Raw genomic sequence first — 19,384 nt, 5'->3', positions numbered from 1 at the left:
GCTTGAGGGCCCACGCTGGCAGGGTTCCCTGGCCGAGCTTGCGAGGCTAGGGTGCCAGTGGGGATGAAGGAGCAGCACGCGGGAAATGTCCCAGCCTCCAAGCCGGAGGCCACAGAGCCCAGCTAGGAGCCGGTGCCAACAAGGAAAATTAGAGTCCCAGCTCGGCAGGCACGGGCAGATCCTGGTCCAGGACGTTCCGGGCCAGGAAGTGCTCTACGACCCCGTACCAAACCTTCGCGTGCTGTGGCTGAAGGACCCAGTGGTTCTCATCCGGGAAGTAAAGGAACCGGTGCGGGGTCCGGCCTTCCTGGTCCGCGGCAAGCTGCGACTTGGACAGCAGCTCGTACCAAAGCCGAAGCCCCTCCCCGATCGGGACGCGGTAGTCCTTGTCACCGTGGATCACCAGCATGGGGGTGCTGATCTTCTCGACGTGAAGATGCGGCGAGTTCTCCTGTGCCATCTCTTCGGTCATTTCCTTGAGCCAGTATTGGGAGGCATCGGTGGTGGGACCGAACTGGTCCAGCGCCCAAAGGCTGGCGTGGGTCACGACAGCCTTGAACCTGTCCGTCTGGCCTGCAACCCAGTTGGCCATGTAGCCGCCGAAGGAGCCACCCATGACGGCAGTGCGTTCGGCATCGATATCAGGCCGGCCGATGGCAGCATCAGTGGCCGCCATAAGATCCGTGAACGGCGTTTTGCCCCAGGCACCCCAGCCCCGCTGGATGAAGTTCTGGCCATAACCCGTGGAGAGCGCTGGATCCGGCAGGAGCACCGCGTACCCCTTGGCAGTGAGGAGCCAGGGGTTCCAGCGCCAGGTCCAGGCATTCCAGGATCCCAGCGGCCCGCCGTGGATCCACAGCAGCATCGGAGCCGGGGACTCCGCGGAGGCGCCCTCGGGCAGCGCCAGGTAGGAGGCGACACGGGAACCGTCGGCCGCGCTGGCCGCGATCCGTTCAAGCCTCCCGGAGCGGGAAGGCCGTTCGGCAGGCGCCGGCAAACGGGTCGTTTCCCCGGTCTGAAGGTCGATGCGGACCGCCTCGGGCGGAAACTCATAGGAACTGCGCAGGGCATAGGCGTGGCGCCCCTCAGGAGAAATCACGACGTCGGTGTATGCCGCGGCGTCCTGCGTCACCCGGGTAACGCCCACCTCAGCGGCGGCCGCCGGAACGCTGACCCGGAAAACGGGCGACGCGCCGTCGTCGTCCGCGGTGACCAGGAGGCCGGAGCCGTCGGGCAGCCAGGCTGCGGGCTTGGCCCAGCGGTCCCAGTCGTGCGCGAGGGGTGTCAGCCGGCCCGTCCCGGGCTCGACCCCTTCGGATACGGCCGCTACGGATACATCCATAAGGTGCAGCTTGATCTGGGGAGCCTGGTGCGGGGTGCTGTCGCTCTCGCTGACCACCACCAGGGTGTTTCCGTCCGGGCTGACGGGGCCCGGGAAGTAGCTCATGCCCTCTTGGTCCAGGAGCACGCGCGTGGTCCCGGAAGCCACGTCAACAGCCACCAGGATGGAGCGGCTGTCCGCCTTGGCCAGCGGCTTGGTGTAGCTCGCGTAAATGGTGCGGCCATCGGGACTGACTGCGGTTTCCGCTTCGCGCAGCCGGGGCCCTGCATCCGGCGTAAGGTTCCGCAGCACCAACGGGGCGGCGGCGTCCACGGTGGCGGGCTTCCCGGGCTCCTCACCGTTTCCAGGCTCGACGGCGAAAATCCGCGGCTGGCCGGGCCCGAGGTCGGCGTCCCAGTACCGCACCGGGTATTCGCTGTGCAGGATGGCCGAGACTTTGTTGTCCTTGCGCGACTTGCGGCGTTCGGCGTCGTCATCCTCATCCGCCGAGCCGGCCAGGATCTCCGCCACGGCGAAGGTGGCGTCTGCCTTCCTGGCGGTCAGCACCGAGCCCACACCGCCCGGCCGGTTGAGCACCACGCGGGCCTCACCGCCGTCGGCCGGCAGCAGCCACAGCGCGTTGACGGGATCACCCTCCGGGGTCTCAGGATCGGGCCGCGCCGAGGTGAAGTAGACGTCGCCGTTGGCCGCAAACGCCGCCCCGGCCTCACCCTTGGCGCTGCGGGTAATCCGGCGCGCCTGCTTCTGCCCGGCAGGATCCAGTTCCCACAGCGCCGTGCCGAATTCGGTTCCCTTGCCGTTGAGGGTAGCCACGGTAGTGACCAGCCGGGTACCGTCCGGGCTCAACGCCAGCCCACTCACCCGTGGGATGGAGAGGTAATGGTCAAGGTCATGAAAAGGAGTCAAAGGTCGCTCATCCGGGATCACCGGTTCCAAGTTAGCCATGCCCCGATTCAACCCCGACTGTGCCCCATATCACAAACCGGAAGGCGACCCACACCTGGGTGCGTTTCCGTGGCTGGTACGCTCCGGCCCCGGCGCCATTTGCCGCTTGCTGCTCCTTCGTCGCTCTGACGCAAGCTACACAAATGACCCCGGCGCCCTCGCTTGGCATCGCACGGATTGTCAGCGGCGAGGCGGCCGTGAGCATGAATGGCCCTGCGCCCCATGAACGGTGCTGCTCAACACCGTTCATCCGGGGCAGGGCCACTTGTGCCACCATCCAGTGCCTGCAGGGGGTGGTGGCACGAGGTGCCGGGCATCAGGGATTTGTGTAGGCGCCGTCAGAGCGACGAAGGAGCAGGCGCCGGGAAATCTCTGATGGCCGGCACCGGACCCGACCCGCCACGACCACGGTCGTGCAGTGACGAAAGCTGAGGCAAAGCGAAAGCCCCGCCGCTCCTTGCAGAGTGGCGGGGCTTTGGCTGTGGTGCTTAGACGCTCGGGGCGATTTCCGGGATGCGCGGCTTGGCGTTGCCGGCAAACGTGAACTTGGCGTCGTCGCCGTCGCCTTCCACGTCCACTACGACGATGTCGCCGGCGTGGATCTCGCCGAACAGGATCTTCTCGGAGAGCTGATCCTCGATCTCGCGCTGGATGGTGCGGCGCAGCGGCCGGGCACCCATGGCGGGATCGTAGCCGCGGGTAGCGAGGAGCACCTTGGCCTTGGGCGTGAGTTCGATGCCCATGTCCTTGTCCTTGAGGCGCTTCTCCAGGCGTCCAACGAACATGTCCACGATCTCGATGATCTCGTCCTGGGTGAGCTGCGGGAACACCACAACGTCATCCACACGGTTCAGGAACTCGGGGCGGAAGTGCTGCTTGAGCTCCTCCGTCACGCGGGCACGCATGCGGTTGTAGCCGGTCTGCGTGTCGGTGCCGGACTGGAAGCCGGTGGCAACACTCTTGGAGATGTCCCGGGTGCCCAGGTTGGTGGTCATGATGATCACGGTGTTCTTGAAGTCCACCACGCGGCCCTGGGAGTCGGTCAGGCGGCCGTCTTCCAGGATCTGCAGCAGTGAGTTGAAGAGGTCCGCGTGGGCCTTTTCCACTTCGTCGAACAGCACCACGGAGAACGGACGGCGCCGCACCTTCTCGGTCAGCTGGCCGCCTTCCTCGTAGCCCACGTAGCCCGGAGGGGCACCGAAGAGCCGCGAGACGGTGTGCTTCTCGGAGTACTCGGACATGTCCAGGGTGATGAGGGCGTCCTCTTCACCGAACAGGAACTCCGCCAGTGCCTTTGCCAGCTCGGTCTTGCCGACGCCGGTGGGGCCGGCGAAGATGAACGAGCCGCCGGGACGCTTGGGGTCCTTGAGCCCTGCACGGGTCCGGCGGATTGCCTGGGACAGCGCCTTGATGGCCTCGTCCTGGCCCACCACACGCTTGTGCAGTTCGTCTTCCATCTTCAGCAGGCGTGAGGACTCTTCCTCCGTCAGCTTGAAGACGGGGATGCCGGTGGAGTTGGCCAGCACCTCGGCGATGAGATCCTCATCCACCTCGGAGATGTCGTCCATGCCGCCGGACTTCCAGTGGCGCTCCTTCTCCGAGCGCTCGGTGATCATCTTCTGCTCTTTGTCGCGGAGCGAAGCTGCACCTTCGAAGTCCTGCGCGTCAATCGCGGACTCCTTTTCCATCTTCAGCTTGGCGATGCGCTCGTCCATGGCCTTGAGCTCCGGCGGAGCGGTCATGCGGCGGATACGGAGCCGGGCGCCTGCCTCGTCGATCAGGTCGATCGCCTTGTCCGGCAGGAAGCGGTCCGAGATGTAGCGTTCGGCCAGGCTGGCAGCGGAGGCCAGGGCGCCGTCGGTGATGGTGACGCGGTGGTGTGCTTCGTAGCGGTCACGCAGGCCCTTGAGGATCTCAATGGCGTGCGCCACGGAGGGTTCCTTGACCTGGATCGGCTGGAAGCGGCGCTCCAAGGCGGCGTCCTTTTCGATGTGCTTGCGGTACTCGTCCAGCGTGGTGGCACCGATGGTCTGCAGTTCACCGCGGGCCAGCATGGGCTTCAGGATGGACGCAGCATCGATGGCACCTTCGGCGGCACCGGCACCAACAAGGGTGTGGATTTCGTCGATGAAGAGGATGATGTCGCCGCGGGTGCGGATTTCCTTGAGGACCTTCTTCAGGCGCTCTTCGAAGTCACCGCGGTAGCGGGAGCCGGCCACCAGGGACCCGAGGTCCAGGGTGTAGAGCTGCTTGTCGCGGATGGTCTCCGGGACGTCGCCGCGGACAATCGCCTGGGCAAGGCCTTCGACGACGGCCGTCTTGCCGACGCCGGGCTCACCGATCAGCACCGGGTTGTTCTTGGTGCGGCGGGAGAGGACCTGCATAACGCGTTCCATCTCCTGCTCGCGGCCGATGACCGGATCCAGCTTGTTTTCGCGGGCAGCCTGGGTCAGATTGCGGCCAAACTGGTCCAGCACCACGGAACCGGCCGGAGCACCTTCGGGCTGGCCCGAGCCGACGCCTGCGCCGGTGGTTTCCTTGCCCTGGTAGCCGGACAGGAGCTGGATGACCTGCTGGCGGACCCGGTTGAGGTCGGCGCCGAGCTTGACCAGCACCTGGGCAGCAACACCCTCACCCTCGCGGATGAGGCCCAGCAGGATGTGCTCCGTGCCGATGTAGTTGTGGCCCAGCTGGAGGGCTTCGCGCAGCGAGAGCTCCAGCACCTTCTTGGCACGGGGGGTGAAGGGGATGTGGCCGGACGGCGCCTGCTGGCCCTGCCCGATGATCTCCTGCACCTGCTCGCGAACGCCGTCGAGCGAAATGCTCAAGGACTCAAGAGCTTTGGCGGCAACGCCCTCACCCTCATGGATCAGACCCAAGAGGATGTGTTCGGTACCGATGTAATTGTGGTTCAGCATGCGTGCCTCTTCTTGGGCAAGCACAACTACGCGACGGGCACGGTCCGTAAATCGCTCAAACATTTCGCCACACTCCTAGCTACGACGTACTTTGATGCTACGTGGCCGGCCGGAACTTGTGGAGCGTGTTCGCCACGGGGGAAACCCGGCCCGGCCGGAAATAGTGACAACGGCCGCAAAGCACCGCTGCCGGGACGTCCTGTCGGCTTGGAAAGGGACCATGGACAGCCTCGTCCGGCAACATCCCGCCGTTCCTTTTCCACCTCCCTGAACAGCTCGCTGCGGCGGGCCTCCTGCGGCGCGTTCCGGTCCGGGGCTCAGTCGTCCCTGCAGCGGCCAAGGACTAATTGCGGTGGTCCGCCGCAATTCCGGTTGCAGCGCGGAGGACCAGGCGAGCGGGGAGCAGGGCACAAAAAAGCCCTGCCTCCCGAAGCGGGAAGCAGGGCTTATTACCGGGTTCTTGCCGGAACTAGGAATTTGCCTTTTGGTAGGCTTCCTGGATTTCGGCCTGGATTCGGCCACGGCTGTTAACCGTATAGCCGTTTTCACGGGCCCATTGGCGAATCTGGGCCGAATCGTGGCTGCGGCCGCCGCCCGACGGTTTGGTTCGGGCAGTCCGGCCGCTGCTGCCGGAAGCCTTCCGCGCTGCGCCGATAAACCGCTCCAATGAAGAACGGAGTTCAGCGGCATTGGCCGCCGAAAGATCAATCTCATAACTGGCCCCGTCGAGGCCGAACTTAACATTCTCGTCTGCGGATCCCCCATCCAGATCATCAACGAGGATGATGTTTACTTTCTGTGCCATTTAAAGTCTTCCTCTTGGAAAGGGTTCGATTTTCAGAAAAGCAGGATGTTTCCTAAAAAGTATGACTCTTTTTATGGCAACGCGTCAAAGCGCCAAATGGTTCCTGGGGATAAAGGCAGAAAGTCCGGGGTTTATCAATTCGATTCCGGTTGCGGCCGCTCCGCCGGTGACGCGGCCCGCGCCTCGGCTTCTTCCTGTGCCCGCGCCTCTGCCTGGCGTTCTGACTTGTCCGCATTAAAGATTGCCTTCATGGCGAACCAGAAGAGCAAACCCACCACCAGCGAGGGAAGGAGGACGGCTACGTATTCCATGGTCAGTGCCCCTCAGGCTTGAGCAGCGGGAAGAGGATTGTTTCGCGGATGCCCGCGCCGGTGAACAGCATTACCAGCCGGTCGATCCCGAGGCCAATGCCACCCATGGGAGGGGCACCGTATTCAAGGGCGCGCAGGAAGTCCTCGTCCAGCTGCATCGCTTCATCATCGCCCGCTGCGGCGTGGCGGGACTGCTCGGTAAGCCGCTCGCGCTGAATAACGGGGTCGATCAGTTCGGAGAATGCGGTGCCGCGCTCCATGCCGCCGATAATGAGGTCCCAGGCCTCGATCAGCCTGCCGTCCTCGCGGTGCGGGCGGGCCAGCGGCTGGGCGGAGGGCGGGTAGTCATAGACGAAAGTGGGGTTCAGCAGCGTGGGCTCGACAATTTCGCCGAAGAGCTCAACCACCAGCTTCTCGGCGTCCCACTTGGGGTCAACCTTGACTTCGTGCTTGTCCGCAATCCCGCGCAGCACCTCCACCGAGGTGTCCGGCGTGATCTCCTGCCCAACGGCGTCGGACAGTCCGGGGTATACGGACACCCAGGCCCAGTCGCCGTCGAGGTTGATCTCCCCTGCTTCGGTCTGCAGGACGCGGCCGGCGCCCACGGCATCGGCGGCATCGAGAATGATCTCCTTGATGCGCTCGGCCATTACAAACTGGTCCGCCCACGCTTCGTAGCTCTCGAGCGTGGTGAACTCCGGGCTGTGGGTGGAGTCCACGCCTTCATTGCGGAACACCCGGCCCATGTCGTAGACGCGGTCAATGCCGCCCACCACGGCACGCTTGAGGTAAAGCTCCGTAGCGATGCGCAGGGTCATCTTCTGGTCGAAGGCGTTCATGTGGGTCTCGAACGGCCGCGCCAGCGCGCCGCCGTGGACCAGCTGCAGGATGGGGGTCTCCACCTCAACGTAGTTGTGCCGGAACAGCGTCTCGCGGATGGAGCGGGTGATGGCCGCGCGGGTGTAGACCATTTCGCGGGCTTCGTCGCGGACCATCAGGTCCACGTAGCGCTGGCGGACGCGGGTCTCCTCATTCAGTTCCGCATGCAGCACCGGCAGCGGGCGGAGGGCCTTGGAGGCCATGGACCAGGAGTCGGCCATGATGGACAGTTCGCCGCGGCGGGAGGAAATGACTTCGCCCCTGATGAACACGTGGTCGCCGAGGTCAACCAGGGCTTTCCAGTCGGCGAGGGCTTCCTCGCCGATGTTGGCAAGGCTGAGCATGGCCTGCAGGCGGGTGCCCTTGCCGTCCGTGCCGCCCTCCTGGAGCGTGGCGAAGCACAGCTTTCCGGTGTTGCGGACGAACACAACGCGGCCAGTGACGCCCACGACGTCGCCCGTGGTGTCGTCCGCCTGGAGGTGCGCGTACTTTTCGCGGATCTCCGCCAGGGAGTGCGTCCGCTCCACACCCACCGGGTACGCCTCAATGCCGCGCTCGATCAGTTTGGCGCGCTTCTCCATGCGGATCCGCATCTGTTCGCTGGCATCCAGCGGCTCCGGGGCGTTCTTGGGCGAGGGGGTGTTTTGGGAAGTCACAATCATCAAGTTTACCGGGCATCGGGCCGCACTGGCTGCGCAGCCTCCGAGCTTGGCTTGCCTAGGATGGGGTGGTGAAAGAACAGGTACTTTCAACGCACGACGGCGGCCGGCTGGCTTTGTACAGCTACGGTACCCGGAATGCGCCGGGAGAACGCCGGGTGGTGCTGATCGGCGGAGCGTTCCTCACCGCCCTGATCTACCGGCCGTTTTCGACTGCGCTGGCAAAGGGACTGGGTGAGGGCTGGGCCGTGGACGTTTACGACCGGCGCGGCCGCGGCAGCTCCTCCAAACAACCGGCAGATTACTCGATGGCCACCGAGATCGAAGACGTCCGCACCGTCCTGGACGCCACCGGGGCGAGAAACATCCTGGGCCACAGCCTGGGCGGATCGGTGGCACCCAATGCCGTGCAGGAGTTCACCGGAACCCCCTACGTCCCGGGCAAGCTCGCAGTGTACGACGCCGCCGTGAACATCGACGGCAGCATCGACACTGGATGGCTGGACGGCTTTGAGGACGCCGTGAACAAGGGCAAGGTGGGGCACGCCCTGGCCCACATGAAGAAGGCCACAAAACCGGGATCCGCCATGGCAAAGATTCCGGAGCCGGTCCTCGCCGGGCTGATGGCCGTGCTGTCCCGCACCAAGGTGAACAGGATGTTCCAGGAGGTGATGCCCAGCGGTGTGGGCGAACTCCGGGCCGCCTACAACGAGGCGGACCATGCCAGGGACTTCAGCGTGCTCCCTGCCAACACCCACTTCATGGCGGGCGGCAAGAGTCCCAGCTATTACAAGGCAACGGCTGAGCGGCTGCACGCCGCAGTCCCCGGCAGCACCTATGAGCTCTCCCCCAAATGCTTCCACGGTTCCATCCCGGCGGCCGTAGGCGAACTGGTCACCGACATCTCCGACTACTTCAAGGGTTAGTTTCCCCGGTTGAACCCCGCCAAGGCAGCATTCCCCAGGTTCTGCCACAGGCTCTTCGGCTGAGCCAGGTAGTCCATGGCTGCCAGCCAATCGCCGTAGCGGGTGATGTCCTCCCCCTCCGCAGCGGCCACGGCATCGCAGGCGAACCCCACGGCGCTGGAACCGTCGGCAAGTTCGATGGAGCCGAGCAGCATGGGCTCGGGGAGGGCAGCCAGGAACCGCCCCAGCCCTGCCTCGGACACAAGCCACCGTTCACCCGCCAGCTCCGCGCCGTCGTCGTCCGAACGGTACACGCCCGGCTTGGGCGGCACGGTGTCGAGGGAGACCATGCGGTAGCGGGCCGCGGTCCGGACGGGGCCGTCCCAGGCCGCACCCAGTTCCTCGAGCTGCGGAGCCAGCGGCTGCCCTTTGCGGTGGGCGCCCACCACCACCAGCGGTACAGCGGTTGCGCCTGCTGCCAGGGGCCACGGAGCGGACGACGACGGCGCGGCAGCGGCAAGCGCGGCCGGCCGTGCCGCCCCCTCGGCGAAAAGCGCCGGCGCGTCCGGGGTTGCCTCCAGGAGGCGGGCGATGTCAGCGGCGACGGCGTCTTCGAAAGTGCGGGCCACCACTGTCAGCCCGAACTGGGCACCGTCAACCTCGCCTGCCGGCACCGCCACAGCGCACAGGTCGAACAGGTTGCAGAAGTTCGTGTAGGTGCCCATCAGGGAGTTCACACCCACGGGGTCCGCGGCCACTTCGGCAAGGGTGGGGTGGAACGGGGCCGTGGGGATCAGCAGGGCGTCAAAGCCCTCCAGTTCGGCCATCGCCTGCTCCTTGAGCGCCTCGAGCCGGGCCGTATCGGCGACGTACCGGTGGGCGGGCACTGTGCCCGCCGCCCGGATGATGCGCGCCACCGTGGGGTCGATGCCCGCTTCGTGGTCCGCGCCGCCGTCGTACTTCTCCAGGAAATCCCCGACGGCGGCGTAACGCTCCGCCACCAGAGCGCCGTCGTACAGCAGCCGGGCAGCATCGAGGAAGGCATCGAATTCGATGGCCTGGAGGTCCACGCCCAATGCCTTGAGCCGGTCAACGTTGCGGTGGAATTCGGCGGCCCACGCCTCCGGAAGTGCCGGCAGGGTTGCCGGGTAGGCCACCCGCGGCTTTTCCGGCGCTGCCAGCCGGATGTCCGTGGGCCATTCCCGCGCTCCTCCCGCCATCACGCCCATGGCCAGCTCGGCGGTGGAGAGGTGGCGGGCGAAAATCGTGACGGCGTCCCAGGACCGGCAGGCCGGGACCACGCCGGCCGTGGACACAACATCCAGCGTCGGTTTGATCCCCACGATGCCCTGCAGCCCGGCCGGGACGCGGCCTGAACCAGCCGTGTCCGTCCCGATGGCGATGTCCACGAGGCCAAGGGCAACGGCAACCGCAGACCCGGAGCTGGAGCCGCCGGAGATGAAGTCCAGGCGGCGGGCATCACGGACCGCGCCGTGCGGGCTGCGCGTGCCCACCAGGCCGGTGGCGAACTGGTCCAAATTGGTAGCGCCCAGGACCAGGGCTCCGGCGGTCCGGAGCCGCGCCACCGCTTCTGCATCCTTTTCCGGCAGGTAGGCGAAGCCGGGACACGCCGCCGTCGTCGGTATTCCTGCCACGTCGACGTTGTTTTTGATGGCGAGCAAGAGCCCGGCGAGCGGCTTGCCGGCGCCGGCAGCCACTGCCGTGTCAATGGCGGCGGCCTCGGCCAGCAGATCGGCCTCCCCGCGCAGGGTGATCCAGATTTCCGGGCGGTCGATGGTTTCCAGGGCGGCGAGGGCCGCCTGAACACGCTTTGTGGCAGCCCCGGTAATTACGTTGTTCATACTGCTGCCTCTTCCAGTTCCGGGGCATCCACTTCCGCGGGCGCCACATCATTACCGCTAAGGACTACCACTGCCTCGCCGGCGACCACCTGGGAGCCGGCAACCGGCAGGACCCGCAGCACCACGCCGTCACAGGGCGCTTCCAGGACAGTTTCCATCTTCATTGCTTCCAGGGACACCAGCGGCTGGCCCCTGACCACCCGGTCACCTTCCGCCACATCGACCTTCCAGACGCTCGCCGCGAAGGGCGCGGCCACGAGCGACCCACCCTCCGGAACGTCCACCTCGTCCACCACCGGTGACACGACGGCGGCCAGCGCGTCGGCACGGTCAAACTCGCCGGCGTCGGCCCATGCCTGCCGTTCAACGGCGAACGCTGCGCCCTGCTTTTCCCGGAACGCCGCGATGGACTCGCGGTTTTCCTCAAGGAACACCTCGTGCTCGGCCAGCGAGAAGGTGCCGTCCTCGATGTCCACCCCGCGGCCCCTTCCGGCCGCCATGTCGGCCCGCAGGTCCAAGAGTTCCTCGGGGCTGACGGGATACCAGGAGATCCGGTCGAAGAAGCGGAGCAGCCAGGGCGAGCCGGGCTCGAACGGGGCCGAGTCGGCGTAGCGCGACCACACCTGGGTTGTGCGGCCGACGAACTGGTAGCCGCCGGGTCCTTCCATGCCGTAGATGCACATATAGGCTCCGCCGATGCCTACCGCGTTCTCCGGCGTCCAGGTGCGGGCCGGATTGTACTTGGTGGTGACCAGGCGGTGGCGGGGGTCCAGCGGGGTTGCCACCGGGGCGCCAAGGTAAACGTCGCCCAGGCCCAGGACCAGGTATTCGGCGTCAAAGACAGTGTCGAACACGTCGTTCACGGAGTCCAGGCCGTTGATCCGGCGGATGAATTCGATGTTCCAGGGGCACCACGGGGCGTCGTCGCGGACACCGGCCATGTACCGTTCGATCGCTTCACGGGTGGCGGGATCGTCCCAGGACAGCGGCAGCCGGACGGTGCGGCTGGGAACCACCAGCTCAGAGCTCGCCGGCAGTGCAGCTTCGATTTCCTGGACGAGGCCCAGCAGGCGCTTGGTGGTCAACACCGACGGGTCCACCTTGATCTGCAGCGAGCGGATCCCCGGGGTGAGGTCGACGATCCCGGGCACGCGGAGCTGTTCGATGTGCTGGTGCAGGGCGTGCACCCGGGCGCGGAGGCCGAGGTCCAGCACCATCTCGCCGTATTCCACCAGCAGGTTGTCGTCACCGGAGCGGCGGTAGGTGACCGCCGGCCGCCCGGGACCTTCCGGCACCCGTCCGAGCACGCCGTCGTCGCCATCGCCCCGGGCCGTACGGAGGCCGGACGCGGAGGTCACGGCTGAGGTCACTGCTGAGATGCCACCGGACCAGGCGGCGTCGCCGGGCAGGACAAGCTGGCGGCCCGGGCCAAGGTCCTTTGCCGACGGCGCCTGGCTGACCCGGATGGGAACGAACCGGACCTTGTCCCCCGGCCGGAGCTGGCCCAGCTTCCAGCGGTCGGCAGTCACCACGGTGACCGGGCAGACAAACCCGCCCAGGCTGGGGCCGTCTGGTCCAAGCAGGATGGGAGTATCACCGGTAAAGTCCAGCGCTCCCACGGAGTAGGCAGTGTCGTGGATGTTGGACGGGTGCAGGCCGGCCTCGCCACCGTCCGTCCGGGCCCAGCGCGGCTTGGGGCCAATCAGCCGGACACCGGTGCGGGCGGAGTTGAAATGGACTTCGTATTCCGAAGCGTACAGCTCTTCGATATCTTCGCGCTGGAAGAACTCCGGGGCACCGTGCGGACCTTCCGCCACGGAAAGTTCCCAGGCCGAGGTCAGGGCCGGGCGGCTGTCCAGCGGGACCGCTGCGCTCAACGCCTTGCCGGCAGTCCGGGCGTCCGGGGCAACTGCCCGCAGCACGTCACCGGCGCGCAGGACCCGCCCGGCGTGGCCGCCGAACTGGCCCAGGGTGAAGGTGGAGGCGCTGCCCAGGTACTGCGGTATGTCCAGGCCGCCCTCGAAGAGGATGTAGCCGCGGAGGCCTTTGCTGCCGGCCATTCCGACGTCGAGCGTTCCTCCCGCGGGGACCGTGACGGGAGCCCAGGTGGGTACCTCCGTCCCGTCAACCGTGACCGTGACTTCCGCGCCGGTGACGCAGACGGTGGTGGTGTGGGTGAAGGTCAGGCTGGGGCCGGTCATGGTGAATTCCAGGCCGGGAGCACCTTCCGGGTTGCCGAGGGCAGTGTTGCCGAGGCGGAAGGAAAGATCGTCCATGGGCCCACTCGGGGGTACACCGATCTGCCACAGTCCTGTGCGGCCGGGCCAGTCCTGGACGCTGGTCTGCAGGCCGGGGCGCCCCACGGTGATGCGCGGCTCCGGGTCGCCCACGTTGTCCAGCGTGCTGGTGGAGTGCTGGACGCTGCGGACCACGCCGAGGCCGGTGGCGGCGCGGAGCATCCCAAGGTTGGTTTCGATCCCGTCGATCCGGGTGCCGGCGAGCGCGGCGGCCAGCCGGTCGAGGGCTTCGGTGCGGTTCGCGCCGGAGGTGATGATCTTGCCCAGGAGGGGATCATAGTTGGTGGAGACTTCGGTTCCGGTTTCGGCCCAGGCGTCCACGCGGACATCTTCGGTGGACGGGTAAACGGCGTTGGTCACGGTGCCGGCGCTGGGCTGGAAGCCGCGGGCGGGGTCCTCGGCGTAGACGCGGGCTTCCACGGCGTGCCCCGAGACTGGCAGGCTGTCCGGCACTCCGTCGAGGACTGATGCAGCTTCGCTTCCGCCCTGGGCCAGGCGCAGCATCCACTCCACCAGGTCCACGCCGGTGACGGCTTCGGTGACGGGGTGCTCCACCTGGAGCCGGGCGTTGACCTCCAGGAAGGAAGCCTCGCGGCGGGTGGAGTCGTAGACGAATTCGACGGTGCCGGCGGAGCGGTAGTTGAGGGAGGCGCAGAGGGCGCGGGAGCTGCGGTGGAGTTCTTCGCGCAGTTCGTCCGGCAGGTCCGGGGCGGGTGCCTCTTCGAGGACTTTCTGGTGGCGGCGCTGCAGCGAGCAGTCCCGGTCGCCGAGGCTGGCCACCCGGCCTTCGCCGTCGCCGAAGATCTGGACCTCAACGTGGCGGGCGTTCTCGACGTACCGTTCGGCGAAGACACCGGCGGTGCCGAAGCTGGCGCCGGCGAGGCGGGCAACGCGGGGAAAGCTGTCCACGAGTTCGGCCTCGCTGCGGCATACGGTCATACCAATGCCGCCGCCACCGCCGGTGGCTTTGAGCATCAGCGGGAACCCGATCGCGGTGCTGGCCGCAACGGCGTCGTCCACGTCCTCAAGCAGCCCGGAACCGGCGATCATCGGCACGCCGGCTGCCCGGGCGGCTTCGCGCGCTGTGTGCTTGGTGCCGAAGATGCGCAGCTGCTCGGCGGTGGGTCCCACAAAGACGAGCCCGGCTGCTTCCACGGCCTCGGCAAAGGCGGCGTCCTCGGACAGGAAGCCGTAGCCGGGGTGGATGGCGCCGGATCCGGTGGACTTGGCAGCCTCGAGGATGGCCTCCACCCGCAGGTAGGACTCCTTGGCCGGCGCGGGCCCCAGGAGCACCGCTTCATCCGCGAGCCGGACGTGCTTGGCGCCCCGGTCCGCTTCAGAGAACACGGCAACCGTGCGGAGTCCCAGCTTCCGGGCGGATTCGATGATGCGGCAGGCGATCTCGCCGCGGTTGGCGATCAGGAGGGTGTCGAAGGTGTTCAGGTTCTTGTTGTTCACAGTGCAGCCTCCGGCCGGGTGACGATCATGCGGACGGGGGTGGGGTTGAAGCCGTTGCAGGGGTTGTTGATCTGGGGGCAGTTGGAGACGAGCACCAGGGTGTCCACCTCGGCCCGCAGGGCCACCCGCTTGCCGGGAGCGGACAGGCCGTCCACGATTCCCAGGGCACCGTCCGGATCCACGGGGACGTTCATGAACCAGTTGATGTTGGACACCAGGTCCCGCTTGCCTAGGCCCCAGCGCGAGCCCTCGATCAGGAAGTTCTCCACGCAGGCGTGCTGTTCCCGGGTGTGCTGGCCGTAGCGGAGGGTGTTGGATTCCTGCGAGCAGGCGCCGCCGATGGTGTCGTGGACCCCTACCTCGTCCGCGACGACGGTCATCAGGGGCGCCCCGGTGTCCGCCCTCAGCACGGATCCCGTGGTGAGGACAATCGACTGCTGCCGCGCGATGGTGACGGCGGCGGAGTAGCGCACGGCGGTGTCCCCCGCGGCGTACAGCAGGCAGTCCACGGCCTGGTTGCCTTCGAGGTCCACGATGGTCAGCACATCGCCGGCGGCCACGACGGCGGACCAGGGGCCGCGGGCCTCGACGAATTCGTCAAGCACCACGTCGCCGGGTGCGAAGGCGATGTCGCGGGCCGCCGCGATGGTTTCAGTGTGGATGGCGGTGTTCATCGGGCGTTCCTCGCGGTCAGGTCGTGGTCGGTGTTGCGCAGTGCCTGCTGGTGTTCGGGCGGCAGTGGGCCGGTGAGGCTGCCGGCTTCCAGCGCTGCCAGGTCCTGCGGGGCGTACCAGGCAACGATGTCCACGGCGGTGCCAGTGAAATCCGGGCGGGGGTCCAGCGGGTGCGCGGTGTTGGCAAGGACCAGCACCGCATCCATCTGGAGGAGAAGTTCGACGGCGGCACCCGGCCCGGCGCTCCCGGTGAAGGTGATGCTTCCGGCAGGGTCCACGGTGATGCCCTTGAAGAGGGAGAGGGACGGGGCGACATCGCGCGGTCCCAGCCCGTTCTTCAGCGCTCCGAGGGTGAGCAGTTCGCGGGCGGCCGGGGACGCACTATGGGCGGTTCCGGCACCGTACTTTGCCGTGTTGCTCTCAAGCGTGGTGGCGCCGGTCAGGGCGTCGTGGCGGGCGGACGTATCGGCGGCGATCGTGGCCATCAGGCGGCCGGCGTCGGAAAGCAATGGGTGGCCGGTGGTGGGGTAGGCCTGCCAGGGGACCTTGACGGTATCAGCGACGTTGAGGCGCTCGTGGAGCGCTTCGGCGCGGTAGAGGAGGGCGTGCACGCAGGCATCGCCGGAGGTGTCGGTGAGCCTGATCCGGGTGCCGCGGGCCAGGGCCAGCGTGGTGTAGCGGCCAAAGGCCAGGGATTCAGCCCAGGTGAGCTTGCCCATGGCGCCGTCGCTGAGGCCGGCGGTCAGGCGTGCCGGGGCAGAGGCGGCCGGCACGTACCGCATGTTGTCGACGGTCCTGCCGTGCTGCTCCCTGGCGTGGGCACGGGCGCCTGCGGTAGTTGCTGTACCTGCTGGGCGATCGGTTACTTGTGTCATGTCAATCCTGTGTTGTTCGGAAGCGCTGTTGGTTCGCGCCGATGTTGTTGCGGGCTCTGGTGCGGGCGCTCAGGCCTTGGTTGCCAGGTTCCGGCGCCGGACCCAGACTCCGAGGAGCAGGACCACTGCCACCATGAGCGGTGCGGAGTAGAGCAGGACGGGGTTTTCGCCGCTGGGGTCGTAAACCTCGGGCCGCGGCCAAGCGAGGTTGACCACCATCACGGCTCCGTAGAGGACGGCCAGGATGTTGACGGGCAGGCCCCAGCGTCCGAGTGAAAAGAGTCCCGCCGGAAGGGTCTGCCCCACCTGGTTCCAGTCGCCGCGGAGGCGGTTGAGGAGCTGGGGCACGGTCACCAGGAGGTAGGCGAGGTAGACCATCACGATGCAGACGCTGCAGAGGGTGGTGAACAGGGCCGCGTTACCCACGTTGATGGCGAGTACTCCGACGGCCAGGGCGCCGATGACAATCGAGGGCCACATGGGCGTTCCGCGGGTGGGGTGGACGGAGGACAGCAGTGCCGAGGCGGGAAGTTTGCCGTCGCGGGCCATGGAGAAGACCAGGCGTGAACCGGCGGTCTGGATGGCCAGGGTGCACACGAAGATGGCGATGGCTACATCCACCAGCAGGACCTTGCCCCAGAAGGTGCCCAGGACGGCGGTGAGGACGTAGGGCAGACCTTCGGTGGCGAGCCGGCCGTCGTCGAGGCTTGGTGCGGCCATCAGTGCGGTGATGATCATCAGCGCGCCGCCGATTCCGGAGATGAGCAGGGCGGAGAGGATGGTGCGGGGAGCGGTCCGGCGCGGGTCCTTGGTTTCTTCGGAGAGTTCACCGGCGGAGTTGAAGCCCACCATGACGTAAGCGGCCATCAGCCCGGAGACCAGGAATGCTCCCACGGAGCCGAGCTCGGAATTCTGGAGCACGGTGGTGTCCGCAACAACGTCCGGTCCGCGCTGGGCGGCGCTGATGAGGGCCAGGATGACGGCTGCGACTCCGACGATTTCACAGGTGACGCCCACCGAGTTCACGTGGGCCATGAGCTTGACGCCTAATGAGTTGATGATGGTGGTGGCCACCAGGAGGACGGCACCCAGGATCACCGCGTTGGCAGCTCCCGTCACCGTGTTGAGCGCGGGGTCTCCGCCCACGAGCTGGAAGCCGTCCCACAGCTGGGGCAGCACCACCTGCAGGGCGATGGCGGCGGCCGCGGCCGTGACCACCTGGGCGATCGCCATGAACCAGCCGGCAAACCAGCCCACGCCCTCGCCGCCAACCCGCCGCGCCCACTGGTACACGGCTCCGGACAACGGATAGCGGGCAGCGAGTTCGGCGAAGTTCAGGGCCACGAGGAGCTGGCCCACCAGCACTACCGGCCAGGTCCAGAAGAAGGCCGGTCCCGCGAAGGAGTAGCCGAAGGCGAACAGCTGGAAGATGGTGGTGAGGATGGAGACGAAGGAAAAGCCGGCGGCAAAGGAAGCGTAGCGGCCCAGTTTCCGGTGGAGGGTGGGCTCGTAGCCAAGGGACGTCAAATCTGCATCGTCCGTGTGGACGGTGGGAAGAACGGTTGAGGTCATCGGATTCTCCGGGGGCTGGAACGGCGAGGGGGCCGGCGGTAATGCAGCCCTCGGCCGATGGCTGCGGAATACCGGTCAATTGATAGTTTTCCAGCGCGATGTCCCCAAACAGTTTCACCCCTGTAAAAGGCGCATAGACATCTTGTTTCCGGTGTATTTCCGTCCCCTCACCGTTCCCGCGGCGCTCAAATGCGCTCTAACGATGGTGCAAGAATGAAGCGGTGACTTCAGCCGGACCGGGACGCCCTCGCAGCCAACAACCCTCCAGGCCAGGGGCCACCGCCCGGGAGGAGATCCTGGATGCGGCTGCTGAACTCTTCACCACCCAAGGGTTCGCCAACACCTCAACCCGCTCCATCGCTGATTCCGTGGGGATCAGGCAGTCCTCGCTGTACCACCACTTCAAGACCAAGGACGACATCCTCGAGGACCTCCTTGAGGGCACCGTGTCCGGCGGGCTGGCGTTCGCCCGGGCAGTGGCTGCCCTGCCCGTAAGGGAAGTTCCGGCTGGGAGCCGCCTTCACGCCGTCGCCCTTTATGACGGAACGCAATTGTGCAGTGCCCGTTGGAACCTCGGCGTCCTGTACCACCTGCCCGAGGCGCGCAGCGGGCGCTTCGAACGGTTCCTGGCCGACCGGCAGGAGCTGCGCAATGTGTACGGGGAGCTCGGCCGGGCCCTGTCCCCTGCGGGCACTGCGGCCGCTATTGGAGCCAACCCGGGGGACCTGGCTTTCCGCCTGGTCGAATCCCTGATCAATCTGCGGGCAGACGGCTTGGCCACCTCGGCCTCTCCGCTGCAGGCCGCGGATGCCGGGCTCATTCTTTGCGGGCTGGGTACTGAGCTGCCGGCGATCCGGGAGCAGAGCGCGGCGCTCATCCAACGCCTCGGCTGACGGGCACACTCACTGTCCCTGCTCGCTACTGCCCGGGCAGCCCGTAGTGTCCATGGTGCCCGCGTTCAGGTTGCTCGGCTAGGCTCGGAACATGACGCGCGAGAACATCAGGACCCCCGACGGCGGCACTCTGGAGCTCTTTTCCACCGGTACGGAACTGGCTTCCGCCGGTTCAGGCGTAGTGGTTGTCCCGCCGTCCCTGGTGACGGCCGCGGATTACACCAAGTTCGCGCAGAAGCTCAGCGCCGCCCTGGGCCGCCCGGTGCACACGTTCAACCGCCGCGGCCGTGGCTCGTCATCCCCGCAGCCGGAGGATTACACCCTGGACGTGGACATCCGCGACCTCGACACCGTCATGAAGCACACCTCAAGCACGGATGTCTTCGGGCACAGCTTCGGCGGGGCCGTTGCGCTCCACGCGGCACGGACCCTGCCGGTGGAACGGCTCGCCGTCTACGATCCCGCGGTTTCCGTAAACCACAGCGTTAAGGCGGACTGGACTACCGAATACGAGCGCGCCATTGCGGCCGGGGACGACGACCGCGCCCTCGCCGTCCTGCAGCGCGGACTCGAAGCCGGCGGCGCCTTCTCGTCCAGGATGCCGCTCGCCATGCTGACCCTGGCCAACAAGCTCACCGCCGGCACGTCAGAGGGCAAGCAGCAGCGCGAACTGATGCGCACCGGTGTTCGTGAGATCAAGGCGATCATCGCCGCGGACATGCCGGCAGAGCCGTTCCTGGAACTGCCGCTGGAAACACTGATCGTGGTGGGCGAAAAGAGCCCGGCGTACTTCGGGGTGGCATGCGGCCAGATCCACGACGTCCTCTCCGGCTCCAGCTACACCATCCTGCCCGGCTTCGGCCACGACGGCGTCATCAAGGCTCCGGACAAGCTGATCAAGGAACTCGCGGACTTCTACGCCGGCTGACCCGTCCCCCGGTGCTTGAGCCTGTCTAATTCTCTGGTTGAGCCCGTCGACCCGGTGGTTG

The 19,384-nt window shown here is 66.8% G+C and carries 13 protein-coding genes; 3 read left to right on the top strand and 10 right to left on the bottom strand.

All coding sequences use genetic code 11. The features are described from left to right. Positions 1-148: 148 nt before the first annotated feature. The 5 genes from QFZ36_RS14715 to lysS all read right to left on the bottom strand — a co-directional run bounded on the left by QFZ36_RS14715 (position 149) and on the right by lysS (position 7,862). Positions 149-2,287 carry a S9 family peptidase gene (locus tag QFZ36_RS14715; RefSeq protein WP_306637652.1) on the bottom strand — a complete coding sequence of 713 codons (2,139 nt, stop codon included), beginning with the start codon at positions 2,285-2,287 and terminating at the stop codon, positions 149-151. A gap of 488 nt (positions 2,288-2,775) precedes the next feature. Next, positions 2,776-5,268 (bottom strand): ATP-dependent Clp protease ATP-binding subunit, encoded by a 2,493-nt coding sequence (locus QFZ36_RS14710; protein ID WP_306637651.1) that lies wholly within the window; start codon positions 5,266-5,268, stop codon positions 2,776-2,778. 406 nt (positions 5,269-5,674) lie between these two features. Continuing rightward, positions 5,675-6,010, bottom strand: a complete 336-nt coding sequence (locus QFZ36_RS14705) for a histone-like nucleoid-structuring protein Lsr2 (RefSeq protein ID WP_306637650.1) — start codon at positions 6,008-6,010, stop codon at positions 5,675-5,677. Positions 6,011-6,144: 134 nt separating this feature from the next. Then, positions 6,145-6,321, bottom strand: coding sequence for a hypothetical protein (locus QFZ36_RS14700; RefSeq protein ID WP_306637649.1), 177 nt, complete (start codon positions 6,319-6,321; stop codon positions 6,145-6,147). A gap of 2 nt (positions 6,322-6,323) precedes the next feature. Beyond that, positions 6,324-7,862 (bottom strand): lysine--tRNA ligase, encoded by a 1,539-nt coding sequence (gene lysS, locus QFZ36_RS14695; RefSeq protein WP_306637648.1) that lies wholly within the window; start codon positions 7,860-7,862, stop codon positions 6,324-6,326. Positions 7,863-7,930: 68 nt separating this feature from the next. Here lysS and QFZ36_RS14690 point away from each other — a divergent pair, with 68 nt between their 5' ends. Next, on the top strand, positions 7,931-8,785 hold the full coding sequence (locus QFZ36_RS14690; RefSeq protein ID WP_306637647.1) for an alpha/beta fold hydrolase: 855 nt from the start codon (positions 7,931-7,933) through the stop codon (positions 8,783-8,785). Here QFZ36_RS14690 and atzF read toward each other — a convergent pair. From atzF to QFZ36_RS14665, 5 genes are all read right to left on the bottom strand, one after another. Next, positions 8,782-10,626, bottom strand: coding sequence for an allophanate hydrolase (gene atzF, locus QFZ36_RS14685; RefSeq protein ID WP_306637646.1), 1,845 nt, complete (start codon positions 10,624-10,626; stop codon positions 8,782-8,784). The genes QFZ36_RS14690 and atzF overlap by 4 nt on opposite strands. Then, positions 10,623-14,366 carry an urea carboxylase gene (gene uca, locus QFZ36_RS14680; protein ID WP_306639228.1) on the bottom strand — a complete coding sequence of 1,248 codons (3,744 nt, stop codon included), beginning with the start codon at positions 14,364-14,366 and terminating at the stop codon, positions 10,623-10,625. The genes atzF and uca overlap by 4 nt, the downstream gene beginning before the upstream one ends. 11 nt (positions 14,367-14,377) lie before the next feature. Further along, positions 14,378-15,055 (bottom strand): urea amidolyase associated protein UAAP2, encoded by a 678-nt coding sequence (locus QFZ36_RS14675; RefSeq protein WP_306637645.1) that lies wholly within the window; start codon positions 15,053-15,055, stop codon positions 14,378-14,380. After that, positions 15,052-15,930, bottom strand: a complete 879-nt coding sequence (locus QFZ36_RS14670) for an urea amidolyase associated protein UAAP1 (RefSeq protein WP_306637644.1) — start codon at positions 15,928-15,930, stop codon at positions 15,052-15,054. Before QFZ36_RS14670 ends, QFZ36_RS14675 begins: the two co-directional genes overlap by 4 nt. 69 nt (positions 15,931-15,999) lie before the next feature. Further along, positions 16,000-17,502, bottom strand: a complete 1,503-nt coding sequence (locus tag QFZ36_RS14665; protein ID WP_306637643.1) for an amino acid permease — start codon at positions 17,500-17,502, stop codon at positions 16,000-16,002. A gap of 221 nt (positions 17,503-17,723) precedes the next feature. Between QFZ36_RS14665 and QFZ36_RS14660 the strand changes: the two genes are divergently transcribed. Both QFZ36_RS14660 and QFZ36_RS14655 read left to right on the top strand, forming a co-directional pair. Beyond that, positions 17,724-18,395 (top strand): TetR/AcrR family transcriptional regulator, encoded by a 672-nt coding sequence (locus tag QFZ36_RS14660; protein WP_306637642.1) that lies wholly within the window; start codon positions 17,724-17,726, stop codon positions 18,393-18,395. A gap of 91 nt (positions 18,396-18,486) precedes the next feature. Then, positions 18,487-19,323: an alpha/beta fold hydrolase gene (locus tag QFZ36_RS14655; RefSeq protein WP_306637641.1), complete on the top strand. Its 837-nt coding sequence runs from the start codon at positions 18,487-18,489 to the stop codon at positions 19,321-19,323. Positions 19,324-19,384: the final 61 nt, after the last annotated feature.

The sequence above is a fragment of the Pseudarthrobacter siccitolerans genome (assembly GCF_030823375.1).
GTDB classification, from domain to species: Bacteria; Actinomycetota; Actinomycetes; order Actinomycetales; family Micrococcaceae; genus Arthrobacter; species Arthrobacter siccitolerans_A.
The sequence above is the reverse complement of the archived record's forward strand: the minus strand, read 5'-3'. Positions and strand labels throughout refer to the sequence as shown.